We start from the raw sequence: 24,983 nt of genomic DNA, 5'->3' as shown, positions 1-24,983 counted from the left end.
AAGGTCAGATTAAAAACACGAAGGTACAAATCGGCAAGAATAAGCGTCACTAATAGTTATGACTTGGATAGAAACTATCATCATAGCCATCGTTGAAGGCTTGACTGAATTCCTCCCCGTTTCGTCAACGGGGCACATGATTATTACTGAAGGTCTTTTGGGTATGAAGAGTGATGCTTTTCTCAAGGCTTTTACTGTCATTATCCAGTTTGGTGCCATTTTAAGTGTGGTATGTCTTTATTGGCGTAAGTTCTTCTACCCTGAAGAATTAAAATCGAATGGTCAGTCGTGGTGGCAAGCCATTTGGCGTTTTTACCTCAAACTGATAGTTGGCGTAATTCCTGCAGTAATCGTGGGTTTGCTCCTTGATGATTTCATTGATAAGAACTTAGGTAAGGTCTGGGTTGTTGCTGTTATGCTCATTATCGGTGGTGTGTTTATGTTGTTTTGCGACAAGTGGTTCAACAAAGGTAGCGAAAAGACTCCTCTTACCTACAAGCGTTCTTTCATCATCGGTATTTATCAGTGCATTGCAGCACTTCTGCCTGGCACTTCTCGCTCCATGGCAACCATCGTGGGTGGTATGCAACAGAAACTGACTCGCAAAGCCGCTGCTGAGTTCTCATTCTTCCTCGCAGTGCCTACAATGTTTGGTGCTACTTTAAAGAAATTGTACGACCTCGTCAAAGATGGCGGTTTCTCTGTTCTTACAGAAGGCAACAACCTCTGGGTGCTCATCATCGGCAACGTGGTGGCATTCGTTGTAGCGATAGCAGCTATCAAGTTCTTTATCAACTATGTTACTAAATATGGTTTTTCCGCCTTTGGTTGGTATCGTATCATTGTAGGTGCCATTATTTTACTGCTTCCGCTCTTTGGTGTGACCCTTGAGATGGTAGATTAAGTATTTACACGAATTTTTCAGGAGCGACATTTCACTCCGAACATCATAATATGCCCATCAACTTCCTTGCGGGCCAGGTATTGGTCTTCGACAAGCCCTATCGCATGACATCGTTCGCACTTGTGTCGAAAGTGCGCTGGCTGTTGTGCCGAAAGATGGGTGTGAAACGCTTCAAGGTGGGTCATGCCGGCACGCTCGACCCGTTGGCTACAGGTGTTCTCCTGCTCTGCACGGGCCGCGCCACGAAGCGGATAGAGGAATTTCAACTGCATGAGAAGCAATACAGTGCCGGTCTGCGTCTTGGCGCCACCACTCCAAGTTACGACCTGGAGCATGAGATAGACGCCACTTTTCCTTACGAACACATTACCCGCGAGCGCCTTGAAGAAGTGTTGGCTGGTTTTGAGGGGGATATCGAGCAGACGCCGCCCGTTTTCTCGGCATGCAAGATAAAAGGCGACCGTGCGTGCGACCTTGCGCGTAAGGGCAAGGAAGTGTCGCTCGCTCCTAAACGCATCCACATCAGCCGCATCGCGGTGAACGATTTTCGCCTGCCCGACGTGAACATAGACGTTACCTGCGGCAAGGGCACATACATCCGCTCTCTGGCGCGCGACATAGGCGAAGCACTCGACAGCGGTGCACACCTCACCTCTTTGCGCCGCACACGCGTGGGCGACTATCGTGTGGAGGACGCTTTCACCATCGATTCGTTCGAAGAATGGCTGAACCATCAGGAGGTGGTGAATGAACTGCCACAATAGGTGGAAAAGACTTCGGCACGACTTGCCGAAACAACTGATTTTTTGCAGGATGTCGGGTTTTCAGCCCGCAATAATATAAACGAAGGTAATGAAATTATCACAATTCAAATTCAATCTCCCACAGGAACTGATTGCACAGTATCCGGCACTGAACCGCGACACGTGTCGCCTCATGGTTCTCCATCGCACCACCGGTGACGTTGAGCACAAAGATTTCATCAACATTCTTGACTACTACGACGAGAACGACCTCTTCGTTTTCAACGACACGAAGGTGTTCCCCGCCCGTCTGTATGCCAACAAAGAGAAGACCGGTGCCCGCATAGAAGTATTCCTTCTTCGCGAACTGAATGAGGAATTCTTTCTCTGGGACGTGATTGTCGATCCCGCCCGCAAAATCCGCATCGGCAACAAGTTGTTCTTCGGCGAGGATGAGTCGGTCGTTGCCGAAGTGATAGACAACACTACCAACCGCGGACGCACGCTGAGATTTCTCTACGACGGCGACCACGAAGAGTTCAAGCAGTTGCTCTATTCGCTTGGTGAAGCCCCCATTCCCCGCTATTTGAACCGTGAGACTGAGGCAGAGGACATAGAGCGTTATCAGACCATCTTTGCCAAGCATGAGGGTGCAGTTTCAGCACCTGCTGCAGGACTCCACTTTTCCCGCCAAATGCTGAAACGCATGGAAATTAAGGGTATCGACAGCGCGTTCGTTACTTTCCATTGCGGTTTGGGACAATTCCAGAGCGCAGACGTGGAAGACCTGTCGAAGAACAAGGTTGACAGCGAACAAATGATAGTTGACACGCCCTGCGTAGAACGTGTGAACGAGGCTCGCGATAAGAACCAACGCATTCTGGCAATAGGTTGCTCTGTGCAACGCGCCATTGAAACCGCAGTTGTAGGCACATACGGTCGCATCAAGGAATACGACGGCTGGACCAACAAATTCATTTATCCACCCTACGACTTCCGTGTTTGCGATTCGCTTCTGTCGAACTTCAACCTGCCCATTTCTCCGCAACTGATGCTGACGGCAGCCTTCGGCGGCTACGACGAAACGATGCACGCCTATGATGTCGCCATCAAGGAAGGCTACAAGTTCGGTCCTTTCGGCGATGCCTTGCTTATAGTGGACTGAAAACACCAAAGAAAAAATCATGAAACATCGTGTTGTCATTGCTCTCGGCGCTAACTTAGGCAACCGCAAGCAACAGATGAAAGCAGCATTCGCAGCACTCGCAGAGCGTGGCATGACGCTCGAGGGGTGCTCGCGTTTTTATGAAACGTTGCCTGTCGATTTTGTTTCCTCCAATACTTTTCTGAATGCAGCGGCTGTGTTCCATTCCGACCTCGGACCGATGGAATTGCTGCACCTGACGCAGGACGTGGAGCGACAATTAGGGCGCACTGTAAAAAGTACGGACGGTATTTATCATGACCGGCCCATAGACATAGATATTCTGGCAATAGACGATTTCGTTGTTGACACTCCCGAACTCACACTTCCCCATCCCCGCATGCACGAGCGCCGTTTCGTCTTAGAACCGCTCTGCGAGATCTTCCCCGAATTCATACACCCCACCCTCCATCTTTCTGCAAAGGAACTCCTTCAACACCTGAACACCCTCCACATTACCGAAGTAAATGCTGCCGATCCGTCGCTTCTTTGCTCCCTCAACCGCCTGATGCATCAACTGTCGCGTCATTTCACAGAGATGACCACGGCAGACCTTGAGCGTACCATCGCCCATGATCAGACGCACCTGTTCGTGGGGCTCGACGAGACGGGAGCGGTTATGGCTACCTGTTGCCTCTGCCTTGCCTCTTCGCTCACGGGCGACAAAGCATGGCTGGAAGACCTTGTTGTGGACGAAACGGCTCGCGGGCGCGGCTATGCCCGACAGATGATAAAATATGCCATTTCATCGGCAAAAATTCTCGGTGCCGCTTCACTCAACCTGACGAGCCGCCCTGAACGCGTGGCTGCCAACGAATTGTACAAAACATCCAATTTTGAACAGCGGAATACAAACGTATATCGCATGGATTTTTGAGAAAAACCACCTTTTTGGCAACAGATTTGCAAATGATGGTATAGACCACTATGTAATATCATTTTCAAATCAAAAGAGGGAAACAATGAAAACAAGATTCATCACATTACTTTTATTCATTTGTTGCGCATCTGTACTGATGGGCTGCAACGATACCAGTGATCCTATTCCCAACACGCCTACTCAGGAAACGGATCCACTATTGTGGCAGCAAAATCCACAAGGCACACCCGAACAGCGACTTATCAGGAAATCTTACGTGGTGTCGTACAACTCAACAACTATGCAGCCCAATTGGGTAGCATGGCAATTGACAGCCGAACATACCTATGGTTCTGTGAATCGTCCTAACAACGCCTTCCGCGAAGATTTAGAAGTACCTTACCCACGCGCCACTCTGCAAGACTACAAAGGTAGCGGATGGACTCGTGGACATCTTTGTCCTGCAGGTGATAACAAATGGGATAGCGATGCGATGTACGAAACGTTTTTGCTGAGCAATATATGCCCTCAAAACGATAATTTAAACAGCGGTGTATGGAACCAAATTGAGATATCATGCCGCGAGTGGGCGAAGCGCTATGGTAAAATCTACATCGTCTGTGGTCCAATTTTCTATCGAACCGAACACGAGCGCATAGGACCAAACCAAATTCCCGTTCCAGAAGCCTTTTTTAAAGTCATTCTCCGCTTGGGCGCAGAACCTCGTGCCATTTGCTACGTATGTAAAAACACTGATGGCAGTGGTAAAAAAGACCTATACGTTAATTCGCTCTCGCAGGTGGAGCGCATCACAGGAATAAAATTCTTTCCAAGTTTGAGTGCTGAAACAAGACAAGCCATAGATGCAGCAGGGCCTGAAATGTAACAAGACTTCAGTATCTATGGTGGCTACTGAAAGACTATAATCAGAGGACTTAGTATTCCACTTTGTCCTCTTTTTTCATCCACTCTTCGAAAGCCTTCAGTGCCTCGTCGCGCAGGAGTACGACGGATGGTTTGCTGCGCTTGCTTCGGTCGAGTGCCATTTCCTTGTAGATGAAGGCATCGCCGAAACCTATACGGTCTGCATCATCCTTGTTGTTGGCAAAAAATATCTTGTCGAGTCTTGCCCAATAGATGGCAGCGAGACACATGGGGCACGGCTCACAACTCGTAAATATCTCATATCCGCTGAGGTCGAACGTGCCCAACTTCTGACAGGCATTTCGTATGGCTGTTACTTCAGCGTGCGCCGTGGGGTCGTTGTTCGCCGTAACCCGGTTGCAGCCTTCTGCCACAATTTCTCCGTCCTTGGCTATTACAGCCCCAAACGGACCGCCACCATTTTTCACATTTTCCACAGAGAGTTGTATTGCCCTCCGCATCAGTTCCTTGTTTGTCATAATACTTATAGTTACTGTTGCGACAAAATTAGATAAAAACATTCAAGAAAGGAAAAATTGTAACAAAAAGTTTTTTTTAATAGCAAATATTATTATCTTTGCCCTTGAAAAAAGGTTTTCCGGTTTTTTATCCGGTAGTCATCACCTTAATTAATTATTTTCGTTCAAAACTAATCCTAATATCTAAAAATCTCAAAATTAAATTGTTATGAAACGTATCCTTAGTTTATTGGTATTTTCATGCGTAGTGCTTTTCGGTTATTCTCAACAACACCTGATGTTTATGGAAACAGCCATCGACGGACATGTTGACAATTTCCAGAACAGCATGATAAACCATGGTTTCAATGTTCACCCACAAACCATGGAAGTGAAGAATAACGTGCGCTACATGATCGGTCGCTTTGCCGGTCGCCCCGCAGACCTTGAAATCATCTACTACAAGCCCCTGAAGATGGTTTATGAAGTAGATGCTATTTCACATTGCATGGATGCAAAGGACGCAAAGGCTTCATTGAAGGGCATGAAAGATTTCTTGAAGAAATGGTATCGTGGCGCTAAAGTGAGAAGCGGCAAATGTCGTGGCGAAAAGTCCACCGACTTCCATATCTACGACAATCTCGGCACTGAATACGGCATCATCCGTCTTTACATGACAGCATCAAACCGTCATCAGGGTGCATACGATGTTGTGGCCTGTTTCATGGACGTGCCAAACACTGTGAAGTACGTAGGTTCGGGTTACTAATCAACGTTGTTTATTCAAAAAACAAATCAACAGCATAAAGAGAGGAGCCTGCAAAGGTTCCTCTTTTTTAGTTCATATCATTTTATCAACTTAATATTTTTATCATAATGATTTACAATAATCTCACAGAACTCATTGGAGGGACTCCCCTCGTAGAACTCAGGAAAACAGCCGAGGCAGAAGGCATCGAAGCCCGCCTTGTTGCCAAACTCGAACGCAGCAACCCCGGTGGCAGTGTGAAAGACCGCATCGCACTCGCCATGATTGAAGATGCCGAGCGTTCCGGTATTCTGAAACCCGGCGGCACCATCATTGAACCCACCAGTGGCAACACCGGCATTGGCATAGCCTGGGTAAGCAGCGTGAAAGGCTACAAGAGTGTCCTTACCATGCCCGAGACCATGAGTGTGGAGCGTCGCAAACTCTTGCAGGCACTTGGCGCTACCATTGTGCTCACACCCGGCAGCGAGGGCATGAAAGGCGCCATAGCCAAGGCACAGGAACTGCAGGCAGCAACACCGAACAGTGTCATACTGAGCCAGTTCGACAATCCCGCCAATCCTGCAGCCCACCGCATTACTGCCGAAGAGATATGGAACGACACGGAGGGCAGTGTGGATATTTTCGTGGCTGGTGTTGGCACTGGCGGCACGGTGAGCGGTGTAACGACTGTGCTTAAGGAAAAGAATCCGGAAGTGAAGGGCGTAGCCGTGGAACCGGAAAGTTCGCCCGTGCTTAGCGGCGGAAGCGCCGGTCCGCACAAGATACAAGGCATAGGTGCAGGATTCGTTCCTAAGAATTTCAATGCGGAAGTTATCGATGAAATCGTGCGTATCTCCAACGACGATGCCATTGGGACAGCCCAACGTCTGGCTCGTACGGAGGGTTTGCTCGTAGGTATTTCGAGCGGTGCCGCCCTTGCTGCCGCCATCCGACTTGCAAAACGCCCTGAAAACCGCGGTAAGACCATAGTTGCCCTGCTTCCCGACACAGGCGAGCGCTATCTCTCCACCGACCTCTTCAAGTGGGAATAAAGACTGAAACCATATAGCTTTTCGGACTTTTAATGTATTTTTGCACCCAAAACAAAAAAAAGACATCTCCGTGAATAAAGAACAACATCTTCTTAATAAGGCTATTAACTATCTTTCAGACCCTGACCAACTGAGAGACATCATCCATGAAGAAAAACCAGACGTTTCGCTACCCTCCCAGTCCGCCTTGCAGGAAATCGTCAGTCTTTGTCGCGCCGTACTCTTTCCCACCTTCTACAGCAATGCCCTGCCGGACGAAAGTTCACTACTCTTTCACGTTGGTATGGAAGTGGAGCGACTCAGAAAAATTCTGCCTGAGCAAATAGAGGCAGCCTTCTGTACTCGCACAGACGACAAGAATGCCTTGAAAAAGCGTGCTGCTGAGATTACCGTAGAACTGATAGCCAAACTACCCGATGTCAGGAAAACACTCATCACCGACGTGGAAGCCGCCTACAATGGCGACCCAGCAGCAGAGAGCTACGATGAAATCATCTGTTGTTATCCTGTAATTAAAGCCTTGACCAACTATCGCGTGGCACACGAACTTCACCTTTTAGGCGTGCCGCTCATTCCCCGCCTCATCACCGAACTGGCGCATAGCGAGACGGGCATAGACATACATCCTGGTGCCACGATAGGCACACACTTCACTATCGATCATGGCACGGGTGTTGTCATAGGCGCCACCTGCATCATTGGCAACAACGTGAAACTCTATCAGGGTGTTACGCTCGGTGCCAAGAGTTTCTGTCTGGACGAAAACGGCAATCCTGTCAAAGGCATCCCCCGCCACCCCATTTTGGGCAACAATATTGTGGTTTACAGCAATGCCACCATCCTCGGTCGCATAACGATAGGCGACAACGTGGTCATCGGTGGCAACATCTGGGTGACCAACGATGTTCCGGCAGGTTCGGTTATTCGTCAGGGCGATGCAAAAACCATGTGATTCTGCTTGCAAAAACCTGACACGCTTAAAGAATGAATATTTGAAGATGCAATTCGTGGGCGATACGCTCGAATGGAAACAATCGCCTAAAGCGGACGACCTCAATAATGCCCGCGAACTGGGTCTCGCCTTAGGAAAAGCTGTTTTGGGCTGACCACAATTCTGTCATCGTACCAACTCAGATGGAGGGGTAAAGGGAGGATAAACTTTTAAGGATTTCCTTTATCTGCTTGTATATATCATACTCATATATATCAATGTTCAGCAAAGGCTATGGAACCATATACCCAATTATGCGCCTCATTGTAAGTACATTCTTTTACCCTGGGTATGTTTTCAACAAAATCCTCAAACTCATCCGGGTCCATCCTCAGCCGATAGAACGAGTCTTTCACGCCGAGGCAATAGACATCCACGAGGAACATCGCCAGACTGACCCTTCCGCCTGTGTGCCTACGCGTTACTACAACATAGCCCTCCTTCATATCTGTGAGGTCGTCGGTCAGATAGCAAGGCCCTATCTCCAAAGCGCGAGCCTTTTGCTTTATAAACTGCTCTGGCGAAAGGTGCTGCTGTGTCTGCTGTCTTTTGTTCTTTTTCTTTTTCTTTGCCATAGATTAACTTCTCTAATTTTATTGCAAATCTACGACAAAAACACGGCAAAATAAAGCAATAGCAATCAATCTTTCAACCAAATAAAAAGATTATTCTTTTTTCTTGAAATCTCTTTTTGTTCATATTTTTTTGTATATTTGCCAAATCAAGCGGGGAGAAATCCGCATGATTAAGAAAACGTTTGCTTTATCCTAAACTTCGAAAACTGGAAAATTTCTATGCAAATAGGGTAAGGACGACAAAATGCTCCGCTGTGATATATACATTATTGTGGCCTCACGCTGCATACATGCTATATGTTCCACAGCGTGAGGTTATTGTTGATTCACATTTGCAAGGTTATTTCCAGTACCCGAAGTTTGAAGAATCAAAACAAATCTTCACGCTTTTCTTATATCAAAAAATACGAAACATAACTCGCATTTATGTTTTGCGGGTGTAAGTTCTTTCAAGAAGGGAGGAACATGTCATCGATGGATTATAGTAAATTAAGCGACAGACAAATTGTAGACGGCATATTAAACAACAACAAATCCGTCTTAGAATACTTCTTTACTAAGAAGTGTTCGCCCTTACTATCGTATATACTTCAAAACGTATTTGACGGGAACATTGACAAGCGTGAACTTGTTAGTGAACTCTATCTGTTTATGGCTCAAAATGATTGGCAAGTGTTCCGTAAGTTTCAGTTCCGTAGCTCGCTCATGACATACGTTAGCGTTGTCTCGGTGAGATTTTTTATCGCCAAACGTGCTCAACTGATAGATTCACCTTTGTCAACCTCTCTAAACAATCAAGCCGGGCAGATTCACAGCACAGCCTTGACTCTTGAACAACGAATAGACATTCGTGAGGCACTAAAAAAAATGCCCAATGAACGTTATCGTAAAGTCATTGAGATTTTGGACTTGCAAGATGTTCGCCCTGAGCTATTAGCAGAAGAAATGAACGTGACAGTAGATAACTTGTATAACATTCACCGCCGCGCCTTGGTGCAGCTTCGCCTCGTGATGGGCAGAAAGGAGGATTGGGTATGAAAGACTTTGAGCAATTCATTACGGACGAAATGCTTGCTGCATATCTAGATGGCAATGCAATTCCTATAGAAAAGAGTATTATTGAAAACTATATTAACAATGAGGAGTTTCAAGAGATATTGGATATAGTATCTGATATTAAAGATAATCCTGAAATTGTTGAAAAGACAGAAGGAATTGATTGTGACATGCCAGATTTAGATGTGTCGCCGGAATCTCTATTCCAAGAGTTGAAGAAAGAAATAGACAAACCAAATAATAACATAATTTGAAACGACATGGAAGCAATTAGTTTAAAACAATTATTCGAGCAATCGAAAGATGAACTCCGCAATCAACTGCGTGGCAAGAAACTTCCTCGCGATTTTCAGAAAATTCAAGAGATGTTGAAAGCTACGTTCTTGGAACTTCTTGCAGGAGATAATGAAGTTCGCCTTAGTCTGATAGACACTGATGTGAAATTGTTAAATTCATTAATTCGTATACATCTTCCTTCATATGATACATCGATTAATGAAAGTATCGACTACGTAAGGCTTTCTAAACAAAAAGAAAAGACATGGATACCAGATTGGCAGTTTATAATAGTTCAATCTATCAATGGAAGGTATGCAGAAAAAGAAACCGATAATTCTCAGCCCATCACTGAAGAACTTATAAATGGAATTATTGGAGAACTTGAAACCGTCTGTTCTGAAATAGATAACATCCTTAATCGAGTTAAGAATAATCGCGAGGAAATGAAAAAGCATTATGAGAAACTCCTGCAAGAATGCACTCTAGACAAGATGTACCCACAACTGCTTTCTACTTTAAGGTATCTTTGGAAAGAAAACAACAATGGTGAAAGTAGCAATAATAAGTATGTTGAATCATTGATTGCTGACTTTGAGAACTATGGATATAAGATAGTAAAACTATCACCAGAGACCCGTTCGTATTTCTCTTACAAAATTAACCCCAAAGTTGATAGTGAAACCATGTATTTACCTGCAATTACAAAAAAAACGGATGGCGAAAGTAAAGAAATAGTCGTGGAAAAAGGAATAGTATATGTCCCTGAACAACAAAACCAATAATTGAAGAATAAATGAGTATTATTCAAAAATTATTTACGTTATTCATAAAACGGATAATAGTATTAAAGAAACACCTATGCATAAAATAAACGACAATAACACAAAATATGTAATCGGAATTGATTTCGGTCATGGAGAAACAGCAGCAGCATTATATGATATTACCCTAAAAAAAGTAGATAAGATTGATATTATTCCAGGGCATCACGTTGTTCCTTCTGCCGTGGCTATTATTTTGCAAGAGGGAAAAGAAAATGTTGTTATTGGAGAAGAAGCTATAGATTGGATGGGAAGTGCAAAAAAAATTCAGATTTCTTTCAAAAAGCGTCCCAGTTTAATGAATGCAGAAGAGAAAAATATGATGGTTTCCTTTATGAGAGGAGTTTATAATGGTATCAGGGGGCAAAATGCAACTTTAAATGACGGGAATCATGTTGTTTTTATCGCACGTCCGTCAAATAATTCATGGGATAAAGAAGAGAATCTTTATATATCAATGGCAGCAGAAGCTGGTATGCCAATCGCAGGAGCATACAAAGAGTCAATTGCCGCATATTATAGAGCAAGAACGGGTATTATGACAACAGTAGATGAGCACGCTAAGAAAAGCGGTGTACTCGTTGTTGATTACGGTTCAAGTACTATAGATTTTACATACTGTAGCCTCAGTCTCACACAACCTATTGCAGATGGCACAGAAGGAACAGATTTGGGCGCCAGTGCAGTGGAAAAAGGAATAATGCGTTATGCTTTAGAGAACTGTAATGATAAAGAATATCAGAAATTTTATCAGTTGTATGGTAGAAATCCCAAATCCAATCCATATAATGGAATTCTTTTTGATTTTCGTAAAGCAAAAGAGGAGTTTTATTCAAAACAAACAAGTATTCGTCTTTCCTGTCCAACAGATATTGGTTATCTTACCTCCTCTGAAAAGGTGCAATGTGAAGGAGAGAAAACTTTTCGCATCGAATCTGGGGACATAAGAACATTGTTAAAATCGTATATCGAAAATGTTACGGAAGCTGTACAAAAATTCAAGAACGATTATCTTAAAGGAAAAGAGGTCTCATGCGTTTTCCTTACTGGAGGCGCATCACGCATGGATTTTGTGAGAGATATTTTCATGAAAGTATTTGACCTTGACGAAAAATACTTACCTAGAGATAATGACCCATCTTCTATTGTTGCTGAAGGTGTTGCACATCTTAGCTATATAGATTATAAAAATGAAGGAAACAAGGTGGCTTTTCGCAAAACAAGGGATGCAATCCTAAACGGTTTCAATTGGCATAAAGAATTGAATGCAGTAATATTCCCAATCGTAAAAGATGGCATTAAAAGTAGGGCTTTTAGTGTTATGTACGACTGGAAACTCGGTAACATAAAAGGAACAGACGAGTTTGATAGTTATTCCCCTACTGTTGCAGCTTTAATAGCGCGGTTTAGATCAGCCTTTGAAAGTTATCGATCTTATGATTTTGCAAAACAAAGTAATGTTTTAATTAAGGAGAAAATCCTAAACAAAATATTTTCAAGAATACAAGAGGCGTTTAGTGATTATGAGTATAGTGACAAGCTAGTTCCCAAAGATTTTGATGTGAAAATTTCCGCCAAACTGTGGGAGAGTGGTATTACAAAACTCATAAATAAATTTACAGCAGAAGGAGATGGTCACGTCATTTATGATGCGGTGTCTGATGACTCCTGGGGAATTATGGTGGGTTTTAACCTAAAAAGGAATAGGTCTAATGATGCACTAGAGCGGCATTACAAATATTATCAGGATCATTATTATTCAATATTTAGTGATTCTGATTGGAACTATTTCCTAAAAAATGATGTAAACATTTCTGGAATAGATTCTCTGAAGAAGAGCGTTTGTGATTTTGTAATTGAAAAAACAGAAGAATATATCCGATATGCTACGATGCGTATGTTTTTAGGAGGATAGGAAAATGAATGAAGGTCTAAATTATGAAGACGGGCAGCGTCAAATGTCAAAAAACATTGAAAATGCTAAAAACGTCGTTGCGGCATCGATGATAGCACAATCATTGAATTGCTGTCTAGAAAAGAATTATCTGGATGCTTTATCTGTAAAACATCCCATTATAGAGGTGATACAGGATAATGCATCCCAATCTTCTTCATTTGCTCCTATTTCATGGATGAAAGTTGAGCAAGTTGGGAAACCAGCCATTAATGGAGAGGCCAGTTGTTTCTTCTATATACAGAAGATTCTTCAATCATGCGCTATACCAAACAGACGGCTGACATTTCTAGTCATAGGTGATGGTGTGAAAAATAATTTATATCTTGGCTTGCGGGATCTTGGTTCGACCAAAGATAATGTTAGAAGAGAAATCGGCGAACTACAAGATTTTTCAAGAAGTTGTTGGCCAGGGCTTGTAACGAAAAAAGTTGATGAAGAGGATGATGTACAGAAAGAATTCTTTGCAAAGAAATACAAGCAAGTCACTGCTTTTACGGGCATTCCCACTGTGACAGATGCAAAAGATGCTTCTGTTACAACAATAGAACAAGTTATGCAAGGAATGCGAGGGCAGGAATATGCATATCTTGTAACTGCAGATCCCGTGGAAAGTAACAGGATTGAGAATCTACTTATTCAGTGCCGCGAAATTGCAGGTCAATTAGAATCTGTAAAATCAATGAACATAACTCAGTCTATTCAGAAGAACAAGACGGAATCTATTAGTAAATCCAATACAACATCAGATAATTGGAGCAAAGCAGTTTCTATCAGTACTTCAAAGCGAGAATTTAATTTTCTCAAATGGATTTTCGGATTTGAAGATTTTATTCCCCAAAATACAGAAAGCGAAACAGCATCTGTAAGCGGTGGAAAATCTCAGAGCGACACCAAAAGTACCAGCTTTTCTGAAGGTATTTCAGAAGGTATCAGTAAAACACTTATTAACAAACATGTTGAAGCTGCTTGTCGCCAATTAGCTTCCTATGAACAACGCTATGAAATGGCTAAAGCGACTGGGGCATGGAATGTGTACTGCTATCTCTTTACACAAAAAAAAGACTCTGCTGCGTCATGGTTAATAAAATCGCTATTCAATGGTAAAGAATCATCATTAGAACCTATTCGATCCCATGACGTTACAAAAGCTCTTGCTGATGCTGATGGCTTTGTTAAAGGAACAGCAAAAACATCTTCTTTGACGATAAGGTATACAAGAGAAGAAGGTAAGTATTTTAGTCACCCTTTTGGTACTGATTTCTCACAACTTGCAACACTACTAACAACTAGAGAACTATCGGCAATGATAAATCTCCCGCTTAATTCTGTTTCTGGCGTGCCGGTAGTTGAACATATTTCTTTGGCCAAGGAGGTTGTTCGTTATAGCCATCAAATTCAAAAAGGATTAGATTTGGGTTGTGTGTTTGACTACGGATTAAAGTGCCCTCAAAACCGAGTGACTCTTCAAAAAGAAAGTCTTACAAAGCACGTTTTTATCACTGGCTCGACAGGATGCGGAAAGAGTGAAACGGTATATAGGCTTATTGACGAAGCACGCTCTTCTGGTGCCAACTTCCTAATAATAGAACCAGCAAAAGGCGAGTATAAAAATGTGTTTGGTAATGTCAATGTGTATGGCACCAATCCAAGACTAACAAAACTATTGCATATCAATCCATTTCAATTCCCAAACGTTGATAATGGCATACATGTGTTAGAGCATGTTGATAGGTTAGTTGAAATATTTAATGTGTGTTGGCCAATGTATGCAGCTATGCCTGCTATTATGAAAAAAGCTGTTTTGTCAAGTTATGAAAAATGTGGATGGGATTTAAGGACATCTATCAATTATTATGGAAAAGAATTCTTCCCGACATTTGCAGATCTCCTACAACAACTTGAACTATCCATTGAAGTTTCAGCTTATTCAGAAGAGGTAAAAAGCAATTACACGGGTTCGTTAGTAACAAGAGTAGAATCGCTGACTAATGGACTAAATGGAGAAATCTTTTCCTCTGAAGATTTGAGTGACAAGCAATTATTCGATGAGAATGTAATTGTCGATTTGAGCCGTATTGGGTCACAAGAGACCAAATCACTCATTATGGGATTTTTAATAATGCGACTAAATGAATACAGGATGTCAATGGCAAAAGAATCTAATAGCGCTCTACGACACATTACTGTATTGGAAGAAGCACATAATATATTGAAACGTACATCAACGGAACAGTCAATGGAGGGCAGCAATGTTGCTGGAAAATCAGTTGAGATGATAACCAATGCCATAGCCGAAATGCGTACATACGGTGAAAGCTTCGTCATAGTAGATCAATCACCCACATCAGTTGCCCCTGCTGCAATCAAGAACACAAATACAAAAATTATAATGCGTCTGCCAGATGGAAACGATCGTGTTGTTTCTGGTAAGGCGGCAAGCATGAAGGACTATCAAATTGACGAAATAGCAAAGTTGCCCACTGGAGTTGCTGTCGTATATCAAAATGATTGGGTATCCCCCGTGTTGTGTAAAGTTGATATGTATAAAGGAGAGCGGACTGCCTTCAAACAGATAAAGGAATTAGGTGGTCAATGTAGTGACAAAGCATTGCTTACAGAAATATTGAAAATGCTAATAAGTGGAAGAGTTAACCCTCCTATTGTATGCAATATTGATCTTATTCTAAAAAAAATTATAAACTGTAGAATTCCAACATCATTGAAAATTGAGATTGTTAACATTGCTAATGAAATATCAAAAGGCGAAAGTACAATATGGGATGACAACAACTTTAGTCTTTTATCGAATCTTGTCGTAGAATTACTGTCTGCAAGAACTTATTTGGAACAAGCCGTGAGCAAAGCAAAAAATTTCAAGGAATTAGATTCTTTGCTTGATAGATTTGTTTCGGAAAAAGTCTCTATTGAAGAAAAACATATGCTGGTTACGCGACAATGCCTTATGATCCAATATGGCGAGAAAAGCGACAGCAGAAGGAAAATTTATGATGCGTGGTATTCTGAAACTAAAAAACAATTAATGTCATGAACATCGAAGAACATAATTTTGAAAGAACAAGACAAGAAAGCCCCTTAGAGCAGTTGTCAAAAGACACTACGAAGCTTGAAGAGTCAGAACGTAACTCTTCGTTGGCAAATTTAGAGAAAGGAGATAATTTAAGAGACAAAACACTCCCAGACGAGATGGTTGTAAATGCTGTGCATCGTGCATGCAAATTTTTCGGTATACCCGAAGTTCCAATTATCAATGCACACGGTGCTTGTGTGTGGCCAAATGACACGAGAACATATAATGACGATGTGTTTGGCTTTAACCGTCAGCAATTAATGTCTCTTGGTATCTCTGGCGAAGATTCTCTTACTCTCATTTATACGCATGAATGTGCTCACCGCACTTTGCAAGGTGCGTACAACGATGCATGGGAAGAGGAATTGGCATGTGATTTCTTTGCAGGTGTTCATGCTGGCATAGAAGGTATGAATATTGATAATTTTGAGGCATCCCTTGGTTCTACAGAGGGTGGAAACACTCATCCAAATGGTGCCCTTCGCGCCAAATTTATAGAATATGGCAAACAAGTGGCACAAGAACTCAAGGATCAGGGTATTGAACCAACTTATAACAATTGTCTTGAGCGCCTGAATCAACATATTGAAGATAAGGGGGGCTTGATTGCAGAATATCGTCAGCATTTTAACTATAATGCATTAGATTATTCAGGCGTAAAGAATGCGACCATGGCAGATGTTGAATGGTATGAACATCAGGCTCGAATTTCCTCTGGCTCAGAACAGGAGCATTGGATAAAAGAAGCAAAATGGGCTCGTGACCATTTAAATGGTTAAAGTATGCAATAGAGTGCAAGAAATAGTAGCTGTCCGTAAATTGCGGGCAGCTATAATACTTCAATAAATAGTGGTACGCTGAGGACAAAATATATAATTGCAATGATAGATTTTTCCTGTCTATACCCTCTATACCCATAACCAATAAACGCAATGAGTATGAACAAGAGAAATTTTATCAATTATGATGTCTTTTGGGACAAGTTGAGCACATTTGCTATAAAAGCAGGTCGGGTAACAACAAGACCTGTATTGCTGCTATTCTTTGTGATGAAGAGCAAAGACACGCCAAAGGCAGACAAGTTGCTTGTGTTTTCTGCGCTGTCTTACCTTGTGTTTCCAATTGACATCCTTGATGCGAAGCGGCTACCTATTATTGGGTGGTTTGATGAGATAGCATCAATCTCTGTAGCCTACCAGAAGGTGTGCAAGCACATCACTCCAGAAATGGAAACAAAAGTGGATGATATACTTGACCGCTGGTTTCCTGAATACACTCCTTACGAACTAATTGCAGATTAGCAACATGGGCCATAAGAAATACTATGGCTATAAGCCCAAGCATGAGCACTACGAAGTCACTATCTATGAAAAGAAAGCCAAGGTGGGTGAACATCTTGATTTTGTTTATGAAGATGGTGAGTGTGGAATGAATCATTACTTTTGGGGTAGTGAGATTGACTACGAATACAATCGCCACGGAGAGGTGGAACATAACCACATCTGGGATAAAGAAAACACCAAGAAACTAATGCTCCGAACAGGAACAAAGAACGGAAAGGCTCTCGTGGAAGCAATGTACGAACGATTTCATGAACATAAAGGCAGTGCCGACTTCTATATGAGGCAATGGTGTGAAAAAAGGGAATAGAATACGATTTTAGAGCGTGGTATTAAAAGGGGTGTATACAATAAGCAAGAAGGTTGTGCCATGGATTTGGAAAAACTGGAAAATGTTTAAAGAAACAAAAAACTAATGAATAAACGCCAACATTGGACATACGAAGAACTGATGGAATGCTATGCCAACGACGAAGAATTCAACGTTAGCGATTGCAAAGAGGGTATGCTTTTCTTTGCGCATAAAAAGCCTACACTTGGTTGGGTATATCTGGTAGATACAGAAAACCATGAGTGCTTTGAGTTGGTGACAAGACAAGGGCATCTTACTGTCTTTACGGACGAGAACATAGACCATGATGCAATTGAAAAAGTCTCACATGGCCTTGGAGTTTATACTCTCTCCAATCGCAGCGGCATCATTATGCATGACTTCGAAGATGGCGTTGCACGCCTGACTCGTTATTACAACTACTGTGAATACCTATATGGGCATGGAAAAGAGGAGGAACACAGCGATTGTGTACATGCATACATCGACAAGCACTGTAACGTGCTTATTCCGTTTCGCTCAATGACTGACAAGCAAAAAGTTTTGTTGCGAAAGCGTGCTGTTGAAATGGTGTGCAAACATCAAGTGCATTAATTGTCTTTATTTCCATGCGCAGACTTCTTCTTTGAAGTCAGGCGTTCATTGAGTCTTCATAATTTCCTCAAAATTCAAAATCTTTTTCATTCTCGATTATTTTGTGATTTATAAAGTGTTGCAATAAAGAATTTTGTAATTTTGCGTCAAAATTATAACCATAAATAATTCGTGATATGAAGATTCTTTACACTATTCTTCCTTTATTGGCAAGTATCTTGCTTTTAGGTTCTTGCAGCAGCGATTTGGACGAGGAGGTGCTCGCAGAAGCATCTGTTACAAATCCTATTCAAAATCAGACTAAGGATGTTGACGAGAGCCTCTTTGCTGAGAGCGACGGTGCGGAATGCTATTCGAGAAAGTACTCCTTGGCAGCAGGTTTCTACCGCATGCTGGCTCGTGCTGACGAAAATGTGGGTACTACGCTGGGCATGGTAGAAATTACCGATGAACAATATGCGGAAATTGCAGATGAGGTGCAATACATCATTGAGGGTTGTACCACAGACGACCAAAAATTCAAGGCTATCTACGATTGGATTACCAAAAACGTGAAATACGACATCGATGGTACAAACATCGGACAGACTGCATATTTCACTTTTACCCAAAAGTTGGGCAACTGCCAGGGTTATTCCAATCTTACCCGTGTCATGTGCTATGCCGCCGGTCTGCGTGCGCTGAACATTAACGGAATGTTGCACATGGGCGGTGGTCTCTATGGTGGTCATGCCTGGAACTACGTCAAAATAGATAAGCGCTGGCGTGTTGTTGACACCACAAACAAACGCTACTTCGAGATTGCCTCTGTGGCAAATTACGAAACAGAACTGCAGCCTTTAGAAGTTGACGAAGTGCTTATGGTGCGCGATGACTTTGACTATTCTTGGCACAACGGCTTTGTTTCCGTAGTAAAAATCAAGAAGACAGATGCCATAGTTTCCATTCCCTATAGTATTGACGGCAAAATGCAGATTGAAAGCGTCAATCCCACAAGCGATGTTCCTTCGGGCGTCAAGGAATTATACCTCCCCGCGAGTGTTTCCAGACTTGGCACAGAAGACAATATAGGCTTGAACTACTATGGCACAAACATTGAGGCCATCCATGTGAAATCGGACAACACCGATCTTTACAGCGAAAATGGCATCGTTTACAGACGTAATGGCGATGAAATCAACATTTATTATGTGCCTCTGGGCATGAAGTGGGTTACATTCTCCAATCTTCTCACCGTTCTTGACAAGAACTCTCTCTACTACCACCCCAACGCATTCAATGTGGTTATTCCTTCAAGTGTGAAAAAGGTTGAGCCTTGGGCCATCGAGAACTGCCCCAATGTGAAATACATCTATGTGCCTGAAAGCGGTTGCACCTATTACGACTTCGACAGTAACTGGTATGAGACGACCAGCAGTAGCCCAACGGAACACACGTTCGTTGGTGTGGCTGAAGATTGCCAGATTATCAAGGGCAGTGCTCCTACAGGCATAAAACCTGTCACTATCGATTAAATTTCTTTTTGACAGAGAAGATTTGACTAAAACCGACGTTTACCACGTCGGTTTTTTGTGATGCATCAGTTGACGGATATTGACTCCACTTTATACACACTTTCAATTACATAAAAAAGTCGTATCTTTGCAGTTTAATAAAGGTATCCGACAAATGAACATTTCTACAGAACTGAGAAGATCCACTCAGGCTGCCCTCAAAACACTCTATGGGGCAGAAGTTACAACTGATCAAATCCAACTTCAGAAGACCCAACGCCAGTTTACGGGTCATCTGACCATCGTAGTATTCCCCTTCCTCCGCTTATCACGCAAGAAGCCGGAGGAAACGGGCACAGACATAGGCAACTATCTGAAGGAACAAACGGGCTTGGTGGCAGATTTTAACGTGGTGAAAGGCTTTTTGAACCTTGTTATCTCTCCATCTGCATGGATTTCCTTGCTCAACGACATTGCTGCTGACGCGAAGTATGGTATTACTGCCGCTGGCAGTGATGCTCCTTTGGTAATGATAGAATACAGTTCTCCCAACACTAACAAACCACTTCATCTTGGGCATGTGAGAAACAACTTGCTGGGCTGGGCTGTGTCGCAAATAGCAGAGGCCTGTGGCAACAAAGTGGTAAAGACCAACATCGTCAACGACCGCGGCATCCACATCTGCAAATCTATGCTGGCCTGGCTGAAATACGGCAACGGAGAGACACCCGACACGAGCGGCAAGAAGGGAGATCACCTTATTGGCGACTATTATGTGGCTTTCGACAAGCACTATCGTGCAGAAGTGGCTGAACTCACTGAAAAATTCACAGCAGAAGGCATGGATGCCGAAAGTGCAAAAGCACGGGCTGAAAAAGAATCACCTTTAATGCAGGAGGCTCGCGCAATGCTTCTGAAGTGGGAACAAGGCGACAAAGAAGTCAGGGATTTGTGGCAAAAGATGAACGCATGGGTTTATGCCGGTTTTGATGAGACTTATAAGGCATTAGGTGTGTCGTTCGATAAAATCTATTATGAAAGCGATACCTATCTTCAGGGCAAGTCGCTCGTGGAGCGCGGTTTGGAAGAGGGGCTCTTCTTCCGCAAAGAAGACGGCTCAGTCTGGGCAGACCTCAGCGGCGACGGTCTGGACGAAAAACTTCTGCTTCGTGCAGACGGCACGAGTGTTTACATGACCCAGGACATCGGCACCGCCAAGATGCGCTATGAAGACTTCCCTATCGACCGGATGATTTATGTGGTAGGTAATGAGCAGAACTACCATTTCCAGGTGCTTTCCATCCTGCTCGACCGCCTTGGTTTCAAGTGGGGCAAGGACCTCATGCATTTCTCCTATGGTATGGTGGAACTGCCCAACGGCAAGATGAAGAGCCGGGAAGGCACGGTGGTTGATGCCGACGACTTGATTGCAGGCATGATTGCTGAAGCGCGCGCCACAGTGGACGCTGCGGGAAAGTTCGACGACATGGACGAAGCAGAAAAACAAGAAGTGTCGCGCATTGTCGGCATGGGCGCCCTGAAATACTTCCTGCTGAAAGTTGACCCCCGCAAGAACATGCTTTTCAACCCAGAAGAGAGCATCGACTTCAACGGCAACACAGGACCATTCATTCAATACACCTACGCGCGTATCCGCAGTATACTTCGCAAGGCGGTAGCGCAGGGCATCGACGTGCCTGCAACGCTTCCCGCTGATACAGAAATATCCCTGAAAGAAGAAGAAATCATCCAGCATGTGAGCGACTTTGCAACTGTGGTGAGAGATGCGGGCAATACGTTCAGTCCGAGCGGTATAGCCAACTACTGCTACGAACTCGTGAAGGAGTATAACCAGTTCTACCACGACTTCACCATTCTCAAGGAAACCGACCAGAACAAGCGTGCATTCCGCCTGGTGTTGTCGGCACAAGTGGCAAAGGTTGTGAAACTGGGAATGGGATTGCTTGGCATTGAGATGCCCGAACGTATGTAAAGTGTTGTTTCTTTATCAGCATGGCAAGAGCATCGAGAAACCGAACACTTCAGGTCAGTGAAGCCGAAAAGCCTTTGCTGCGGCAGCGCCTGCTCCTTCCGAAAGACATTTCAGGCAGCAACTTCACAGACCGCACCATACACGGCAACTTGCTCGACACCTTGCAGAAACTTCCCGATGAATTCGCCGATTTAGTCATCATCGACCCACCCTACAACCTGTCGAAGGATTTCGGCAGCATGAAGTTCGATGCACTGTCGCACGAAGACTACGCCTTCTACCTGCAATCGTGGTTTCCTGCCGTATGTCGTAAACTCAAGCCCCACGGGTCGCTCTACATTTGCGGCGACTGGCGCTCTGCCGGCATATTGCAAGCCGCCATGGAAGAAGAACTGCACTTGCTCAACCGCATAACGTGGCAGCGCGAGAAAGGGCGCGGTGCCATGCGAAACTGGAAGAATGCGCTGGAGGACATTTGGTTCGGTGTGAAAGACAAGCGTCATTACACCTTCAACGTAGCAGACGTGAAGATGAAACGCAAGGTGCTGGCACCCTATCGCAAAGACGGACTGCCAAAAGACTGGAATGAAACGGATGAAGGAAAATTCCGCGACACCTATCCGTCGAATTTCTGGGACGACCTCTGTGTGCCATTCTGGTCGATGCCCGAAAACACGGAGCACCCCACTCAAAAGCCTGAAAAACTCATAGCAAAACTCATTCTCGCCTCGTCCAACCCCGGCGACATGGTGTTCGACCCCCTGTTGGGAAGCGGTACGACAAGTGTGGTTGCCAAAAAACTTGGCAGGCATTTTTGTGGTGTGGAAATCAGTGAGGACTACTGCTTTATGGCAGAAAAGCGCTTGATTATGGCAGAAAGCGACAAACGCATCCAAGGACTTGCCGACGGCATCTTCTGGGAGCGCAACAGCCAGCCATTACCCAACAAACAAGACGGCAACAACACCAAGGAGGAATAAAGTGGTTTTATGAAAAAAGCGAAGCAGAAATACTATGTGGTGTGGGTGGGACACGAACCCGGCATATACACCGACTGGGACACTTGCAAACAGCAAGTTGCAGGCTTCGCCGGTGCCAAATACAAGTCGTTCGAAAGTGAGAGCGCGGCACAAACCGCCTTCAAGGAGCCACCACCTACATACAATGGCAGGAAAGGAACTAAACGAACGTCAACGACTGCCCTGCCCGACAATCCACCCGATTACCACCACGACACTGTTCTCCCGCTTCCGCCAGAGGTATCGGCGAGCGCCATCGCTGTGGATGCCGCCTGTTCGGGCAATCCCGGGAAAATGGAATATCGCGGTGTGGACCTTGCCACAGGAGAGGAGATATTCCACTACGGTCCTGTTTTCGGAACAAACAACGTCGGTGAGTTTCTTGCCATAGTGCATGGTTTGGCACTGCTTAAACAGCAACAGAGCGACAAGACCATCTACAGCGACAGCCGCAATGCCATGCTATGGGTGAAAAACAGGAAATGTAAGACCACCCTGCAACGCAACAGTCGTACAGACAAATTGTTCCAACTCATAGAGCGTGCAGAACATTGGCTTGCCTACAACACCATCAACACACCCATCGTGAAATGGAAAACCGAACTCTGGGGGGAAATTCCCGCTGACTTCGGCAGAAAATAAGAAACATCAGGATGCCAGCCACTCAAAGATGATTTGAAAGAAAATGCCGGCCTCCTCGTAAATACCTATATAGTGAAGGAATTTTTCAAACTCATGTCGCGCTTTGTGGCGCCATACAAGCGATATCTCATAGGGTCGCTGTTCTTCAATCTGCTTTCTGCCATACTGAATGTCTTTTCGTTCATGTCGCTCATTCCCATGCTCCAGTTGCTGTTCAACATGGACAACATGCACTATAACTTCATTCCCTGGGACAGCACCGGCAGCATCAAGGACATAGCCATCAACAACCTCTACTACTACACTCAGCAACTCATGGCTATTTACGGTGCAGGAACAACCCTTTTGCTCATCGGTCTTTTTCTCATTACAGCCACTCTTCTCAAGACAGGCAGTTACTTTGCCTCTGCTGCCATTATCGTCCCCATGCGGACGGGTATCGTGCGCGACATTCGCAATGAAATCTACCGCAAGATTCTCGCTCTGCCCCTCGCTTTCTTTTCCGAAGAACGGAAAGGCGACATCATAGCGCGAATGAGCGGCGACGTGGGAGAAATAGAAAACAGCATCACGGGATCGCTGGAGATGCTCATCAAGAACCCCATTCTCATCGTTTGCTACCTCGGTGTGCTTGTCTATACAAGTTGGCAACTCACGCTGTTTACCATTCTGGTCCTGCCACTGATGGTGTGGGCGATGGGTGCCATAGGGCGAAAACTCAAGAAGAAGTCGCTCAAGGCGCAGACAAAATGGAGTGAAACCATGTCGCAACTTGAAGAAACGCTTGGCGGCATGCGCATCATCAAGGCATTCACAGCCGAGAAGAAGATGGAAGACCGTTTCAATGACGTTACCGACGACTATCGCCGACAAATGAGCCGCGTACAGATACGCCAGGTTTCAGCGCATCCCGTAAGCGAGTTTCTGGGCACAGTGCTCATCGTCATAGTCCTTTGGTACGGCGGCACACTGATATTCAGCGGTTCGAAAATCATCGATGCACCTACATTCATTTTCTATATGGTCATCCTCTACAGCATCATCCAACCGCTGAAAGACTTCTCACGCGCCTCGTACAACATACCTAAAGGTATGGCGAGCATGGAACGCGTCAACAAGATTCTATACACTGAAAATCCCATCAAAGAGGTGCCCGAAGCAGAGGATATTGACGGTTTGCACGACAAGATAGAATTTCGCAATGTGAGTTTCTCGTACAATGGCAAGACTCCTGTCCTGAGCGATGTGAATCTGACCGTGAAGCGTGGCGAGACCATTGCCCTCGTGGGACAGTCGGGTAGCGGAAAATCTACACTCGTTGACCTCCTGCCGCGCTACCACGACGTTGTTTCGGGCGAGATACTTGTTGATGGCAAGAATGTGAAAGGCTTGAAAATAGCGAGTCTGCGGAGCATCATCGGCAATGTGAACCAAGAAGCCATCCTCTTCAACGACTCTTTCTACAACAACATCACATTCGGTGTGGAAAATGCCACGATGGAACAAGTTGTTGAGGCGGCAAAGGTGGCTAATGCCCACGACTTCATCATGGAGAGCGAAGACGGCTACAACACAAACGTTGGCGACCGCGGATGCCGCCTTTCCGGTGGACAGCGGCAACGCATAAGCATAGCGCGCGCCATACTGAAGAATCCCGACATACTCATCCTCGACGAAGCCACGAGTGCCCTCGACACAGAAAGCGAACGTCTCGTTCAGGACGCCCTGAACCACCTCATGAAAACACGCACCACGATAGCCATTGCCCACCGTCTCTCTACCATCAAGAATGCCAACGAGATTTGCGTACTCCATGAGGGTCGCATCGTGGAACGGGGCACCCATGAAGCACTCATTGCCAAGGATGGCTATTACAAGCGGCTCAACGACATGCAGCAACTCTAAAAGC

At 44.4% G+C, this 24,983-nt stretch carries 24 protein-coding genes; 22 read left to right on the top strand and 2 right to left on the bottom strand.

Annotated features, from left to right (window positions below):
* The first annotated feature begins 58 nt into the window (after window positions 1-58).
* The 5 genes from C7Y71_RS07140 (at window position 59) to C7Y71_RS07120 (ending at window position 4,596) form a co-directional block, all read left to right on the top strand.
* The gene (locus tag C7Y71_RS07140; protein WP_111898289.1) at window positions 59-904 is read left to right on the top strand and encodes an undecaprenyl-diphosphate phosphatase; all 846 of its coding nucleotides are present in this window, start codon (window positions 59-61) and stop codon (window positions 902-904) included.
* 56 nt (window positions 905-960) lie between these two features.
* Complete coding sequence (gene truB, locus C7Y71_RS07135; protein ID WP_111898392.1) at window positions 961-1,668, top strand: tRNA pseudouridine(55) synthase TruB; 708 nt, start codon at window positions 961-963, stop codon at window positions 1,666-1,668.
* Between the two features lie 88 nt (window positions 1,669-1,756).
* The gene (gene queA / locus C7Y71_RS07130; protein ID WP_111898290.1) at window positions 1,757-2,812 is read left to right on the top strand and encodes a tRNA preQ1(34) S-adenosylmethionine ribosyltransferase-isomerase QueA; all 1,056 of its coding nucleotides are present in this window, start codon (window positions 1,757-1,759) and stop codon (window positions 2,810-2,812) included.
* A 19-nt stretch (window positions 2,813-2,831) separates the two neighbouring features.
* Entirely contained in the window at window positions 2,832-3,728 is an 897-nt protein-coding gene (folK, locus tag C7Y71_RS12170) for a 2-amino-4-hydroxy-6-hydroxymethyldihydropteridine diphosphokinase (RefSeq protein ID WP_151908891.1), read from the top strand.
* 85 nt (window positions 3,729-3,813) lie between these two features.
* Complete coding sequence (locus C7Y71_RS07120) at window positions 3,814-4,596, top strand: DNA/RNA non-specific endonuclease (RefSeq protein ID WP_111898291.1); 783 nt, start codon at window positions 3,814-3,816, stop codon at window positions 4,594-4,596.
* Between the two features lie 49 nt (window positions 4,597-4,645).
* Here C7Y71_RS07120 and C7Y71_RS07115 read toward each other — a convergent pair whose 3' ends face one another.
* Window positions 4,646-5,113 (bottom strand): nucleoside deaminase, encoded by a 468-nt coding sequence (locus C7Y71_RS07115; protein ID WP_111898292.1) that lies wholly within the window; start codon window positions 5,111-5,113, stop codon window positions 4,646-4,648.
* 208 nt (window positions 5,114-5,321) lie between these two features.
* Between C7Y71_RS07115 and C7Y71_RS07110 the strand changes: the two genes are divergently transcribed.
* The 3 genes from C7Y71_RS07110 (at window position 5,322) to C7Y71_RS07100 (ending at window position 7,847) form a co-directional block, all read left to right on the top strand.
* On the top strand, window positions 5,322-5,861 hold the full coding sequence (locus C7Y71_RS07110; RefSeq protein WP_146739404.1) for a hypothetical protein: 540 nt from the start codon (window positions 5,322-5,324) through the stop codon (window positions 5,859-5,861).
* A 107-nt stretch (window positions 5,862-5,968) separates the two neighbouring features.
* Window positions 5,969-6,895, top strand: coding sequence for a cysteine synthase A (cysK, locus tag C7Y71_RS07105; protein ID WP_111898294.1), 927 nt, complete (start codon window positions 5,969-5,971; stop codon window positions 6,893-6,895).
* A gap of 64 nt (window positions 6,896-6,959) precedes the next feature.
* A complete protein-coding gene (locus C7Y71_RS07100) occupies window positions 6,960-7,847 on the top strand; it encodes a serine O-acetyltransferase (protein ID WP_111898393.1) in 888 nt (295 codons plus the stop codon).
* A 254-nt stretch (window positions 7,848-8,101) separates the two neighbouring features.
* Here C7Y71_RS07100 and C7Y71_RS07095 read toward each other — a convergent pair whose 3' ends face one another.
* Window positions 8,102-8,461, bottom strand: coding sequence for a hypothetical protein (locus C7Y71_RS07095; RefSeq protein ID WP_111898295.1), 360 nt, complete (start codon window positions 8,459-8,461; stop codon window positions 8,102-8,104).
* Between the two features lie 465 nt (window positions 8,462-8,926).
* Between C7Y71_RS07095 and C7Y71_RS07090 the strand changes: the two genes are divergently transcribed.
* The 14 genes from C7Y71_RS07090 (at window position 8,927) to C7Y71_RS07025 (ending at window position 24,979) form a co-directional block, all read left to right on the top strand.
* Window positions 8,927-9,499 (top strand): RNA polymerase sigma factor, encoded by a 573-nt coding sequence (locus C7Y71_RS07090; protein WP_111898296.1) that lies wholly within the window; start codon window positions 8,927-8,929, stop codon window positions 9,497-9,499.
* The gene (locus C7Y71_RS07085; RefSeq protein ID WP_111898297.1) at window positions 9,496-9,771 is read left to right on the top strand and encodes a hypothetical protein; all 276 of its coding nucleotides are present in this window, start codon (window positions 9,496-9,498) and stop codon (window positions 9,769-9,771) included. The genes C7Y71_RS07090 and C7Y71_RS07085 overlap by 4 nt, the downstream gene beginning before the upstream one ends.
* A gap of 6 nt (window positions 9,772-9,777) precedes the next feature.
* Entirely contained in the window at window positions 9,778-10,578 is an 801-nt protein-coding gene (locus C7Y71_RS07080; protein WP_111898298.1) for a hypothetical protein, read from the top strand.
* A 76-nt stretch (window positions 10,579-10,654) separates the two neighbouring features.
* Window positions 10,655-12,532: an Hsp70 family protein gene (locus C7Y71_RS07075; RefSeq protein WP_111898299.1), complete on the top strand. Its 1,878-nt coding sequence runs from the start codon at window positions 10,655-10,657 to the stop codon at window positions 12,530-12,532.
* A 4-nt stretch (window positions 12,533-12,536) separates the two neighbouring features.
* A complete protein-coding gene (locus C7Y71_RS07070; protein ID WP_111898300.1) occupies window positions 12,537-15,623 on the top strand; it encodes an ATP-binding protein in 3,087 nt (1,028 codons plus the stop codon).
* The gene (locus C7Y71_RS07065; protein WP_111898301.1) at window positions 15,620-16,441 is read left to right on the top strand and encodes a hypothetical protein; all 822 of its coding nucleotides are present in this window, start codon (window positions 15,620-15,622) and stop codon (window positions 16,439-16,441) included. The genes C7Y71_RS07070 and C7Y71_RS07065 overlap by 4 nt, the downstream gene beginning before the upstream one ends.
* A 159-nt stretch (window positions 16,442-16,600) precedes the next feature.
* Window positions 16,601-16,963 (top strand): YkvA family protein, encoded by a 363-nt coding sequence (locus C7Y71_RS07060; protein ID WP_394366598.1) that lies wholly within the window; start codon window positions 16,601-16,603, stop codon window positions 16,961-16,963.
* A gap of 4 nt (window positions 16,964-16,967) precedes the next feature.
* The gene (locus tag C7Y71_RS07055) at window positions 16,968-17,312 is read left to right on the top strand and encodes a hypothetical protein (protein ID WP_111898303.1); all 345 of its coding nucleotides are present in this window, start codon (window positions 16,968-16,970) and stop codon (window positions 17,310-17,312) included.
* A gap of 105 nt (window positions 17,313-17,417) precedes the next feature.
* Entirely contained in the window at window positions 17,418-17,927 is a 510-nt protein-coding gene (locus C7Y71_RS07050) for a hypothetical protein (RefSeq protein WP_111898304.1), read from the top strand.
* 176 nt (window positions 17,928-18,103) lie between these two features.
* The gene (locus C7Y71_RS07045) at window positions 18,104-19,441 is read left to right on the top strand and encodes a transglutaminase domain-containing protein (protein ID WP_111898305.1); all 1,338 of its coding nucleotides are present in this window, start codon (window positions 18,104-18,106) and stop codon (window positions 19,439-19,441) included.
* 154 nt (window positions 19,442-19,595) lie between these two features.
* Window positions 19,596-21,413, top strand: coding sequence for an arginine--tRNA ligase (gene argS / locus C7Y71_RS07040; RefSeq protein ID WP_111898306.1), 1,818 nt, complete (start codon window positions 19,596-19,598; stop codon window positions 21,411-21,413).
* 20 nt (window positions 21,414-21,433) lie between these two features.
* On the top strand, window positions 21,434-22,393 hold the full coding sequence (locus C7Y71_RS07035) for a DNA-methyltransferase (RefSeq protein WP_111898307.1): 960 nt from the start codon (window positions 21,434-21,436) through the stop codon (window positions 22,391-22,393).
* A 9-nt stretch (window positions 22,394-22,402) separates the two neighbouring features.
* Window positions 22,403-23,074, top strand: a complete 672-nt coding sequence (locus tag C7Y71_RS07030) for a ribonuclease H1 domain-containing protein (protein WP_111898308.1) — start codon at window positions 22,403-22,405, stop codon at window positions 23,072-23,074.
* Window positions 23,075-23,146: 72 nt separating this feature from the next.
* A complete protein-coding gene (locus C7Y71_RS07025) occupies window positions 23,147-24,979 on the top strand; it encodes an ABC transporter ATP-binding protein (protein WP_111898394.1) in 1,833 nt (610 codons plus the stop codon).
* Window positions 24,980-24,983 lie beyond the last annotated feature (4 nt).

The sequence above is a fragment of the Pseudoprevotella muciniphila genome, from assembly GCF_003265305.2.
In the GTDB taxonomy this organism is placed as follows: domain Bacteria; phylum Bacteroidota; class Bacteroidia; order Bacteroidales; family Bacteroidaceae; genus Alloprevotella; species Alloprevotella muciniphila.
The sequence above is the reverse complement of the archived record's forward strand: the minus strand, read 5'-3'. Positions and strand labels throughout refer to the sequence as shown.

Excerpts from the sequence above, each read along its gene's own strand:
- C7Y71_RS07140 (WP_111898289.1), top strand. The coding sequence starts at position 59 with ATGACTTGGATAGAAACTATCATCATAGCCATCGTTGAAGGCTTGACT.
- queA (WP_111898290.1), top strand. The coding sequence starts at position 1,757 with ATGAAATTATCACAATTCAAATTCAATCTCCCACAGGAACTGATTGCA.
- folK (WP_151908891.1), top strand. The coding sequence starts at position 2,832 with ATGAAACATCGTGTTGTCATTGCTCTCGGCGCTAACTTAGGCAACCGC.
- C7Y71_RS07120 (WP_111898291.1), top strand. The coding sequence starts at position 3,814 with ATGAAAACAAGATTCATCACATTACTTTTATTCATTTGTTGCGCATCT.
- C7Y71_RS07115 (WP_111898292.1), bottom strand. The coding sequence starts at position 5,113 with ATGACAAACAAGGAACTGATGCGGAGGGCAATACAACTCTCTGTGGAA.
- C7Y71_RS07110 (WP_146739404.1), top strand. The coding sequence starts at position 5,322 with ATGAAACGTATCCTTAGTTTATTGGTATTTTCATGCGTAGTGCTTTTC.
- cysK (WP_111898294.1), top strand. The coding sequence starts at position 5,969 with ATGATTTACAATAATCTCACAGAACTCATTGGAGGGACTCCCCTCGTA.
- C7Y71_RS07095 (WP_111898295.1), bottom strand. The coding sequence starts at position 8,461 with ATGGCAAAGAAAAAGAAAAAGAACAAAAGACAGCAGACACAGCAGCAC.
- C7Y71_RS07090 (WP_111898296.1), top strand. The coding sequence starts at position 8,927 with ATGTCATCGATGGATTATAGTAAATTAAGCGACAGACAAATTGTAGAC.
- C7Y71_RS07085 (WP_111898297.1), top strand. The coding sequence starts at position 9,496 with ATGAAAGACTTTGAGCAATTCATTACGGACGAAATGCTTGCTGCATAT.
- C7Y71_RS07080 (WP_111898298.1), top strand. The coding sequence starts at position 9,778 with ATGGAAGCAATTAGTTTAAAACAATTATTCGAGCAATCGAAAGATGAA.
- C7Y71_RS07075 (WP_111898299.1), top strand. The coding sequence starts at position 10,655 with ATGCATAAAATAAACGACAATAACACAAAATATGTAATCGGAATTGAT.
- C7Y71_RS07070 (WP_111898300.1), top strand. The coding sequence starts at position 12,537 with ATGAATGAAGGTCTAAATTATGAAGACGGGCAGCGTCAAATGTCAAAA.
- C7Y71_RS07065 (WP_111898301.1), top strand. The coding sequence starts at position 15,620 with ATGAACATCGAAGAACATAATTTTGAAAGAACAAGACAAGAAAGCCCC.
- C7Y71_RS07060 (WP_394366598.1), top strand. The coding sequence starts at position 16,601 with ATGAACAAGAGAAATTTTATCAATTATGATGTCTTTTGGGACAAGTTG.
- C7Y71_RS07055 (WP_111898303.1), top strand. The coding sequence starts at position 16,968 with ATGGGCCATAAGAAATACTATGGCTATAAGCCCAAGCATGAGCACTAC.
- C7Y71_RS07050 (WP_111898304.1), top strand. The coding sequence starts at position 17,418 with ATGAATAAACGCCAACATTGGACATACGAAGAACTGATGGAATGCTAT.
- C7Y71_RS07045 (WP_111898305.1), top strand. The coding sequence starts at position 18,104 with ATGAAGATTCTTTACACTATTCTTCCTTTATTGGCAAGTATCTTGCTT.
- argS (WP_111898306.1), top strand. The coding sequence starts at position 19,596 with ATGAACATTTCTACAGAACTGAGAAGATCCACTCAGGCTGCCCTCAAA.
- C7Y71_RS07035 (WP_111898307.1), top strand. The coding sequence starts at position 21,434 with ATGGCAAGAGCATCGAGAAACCGAACACTTCAGGTCAGTGAAGCCGAA.
- C7Y71_RS07030 (WP_111898308.1), top strand. The coding sequence starts at position 22,403 with ATGAAAAAAGCGAAGCAGAAATACTATGTGGTGTGGGTGGGACACGAA.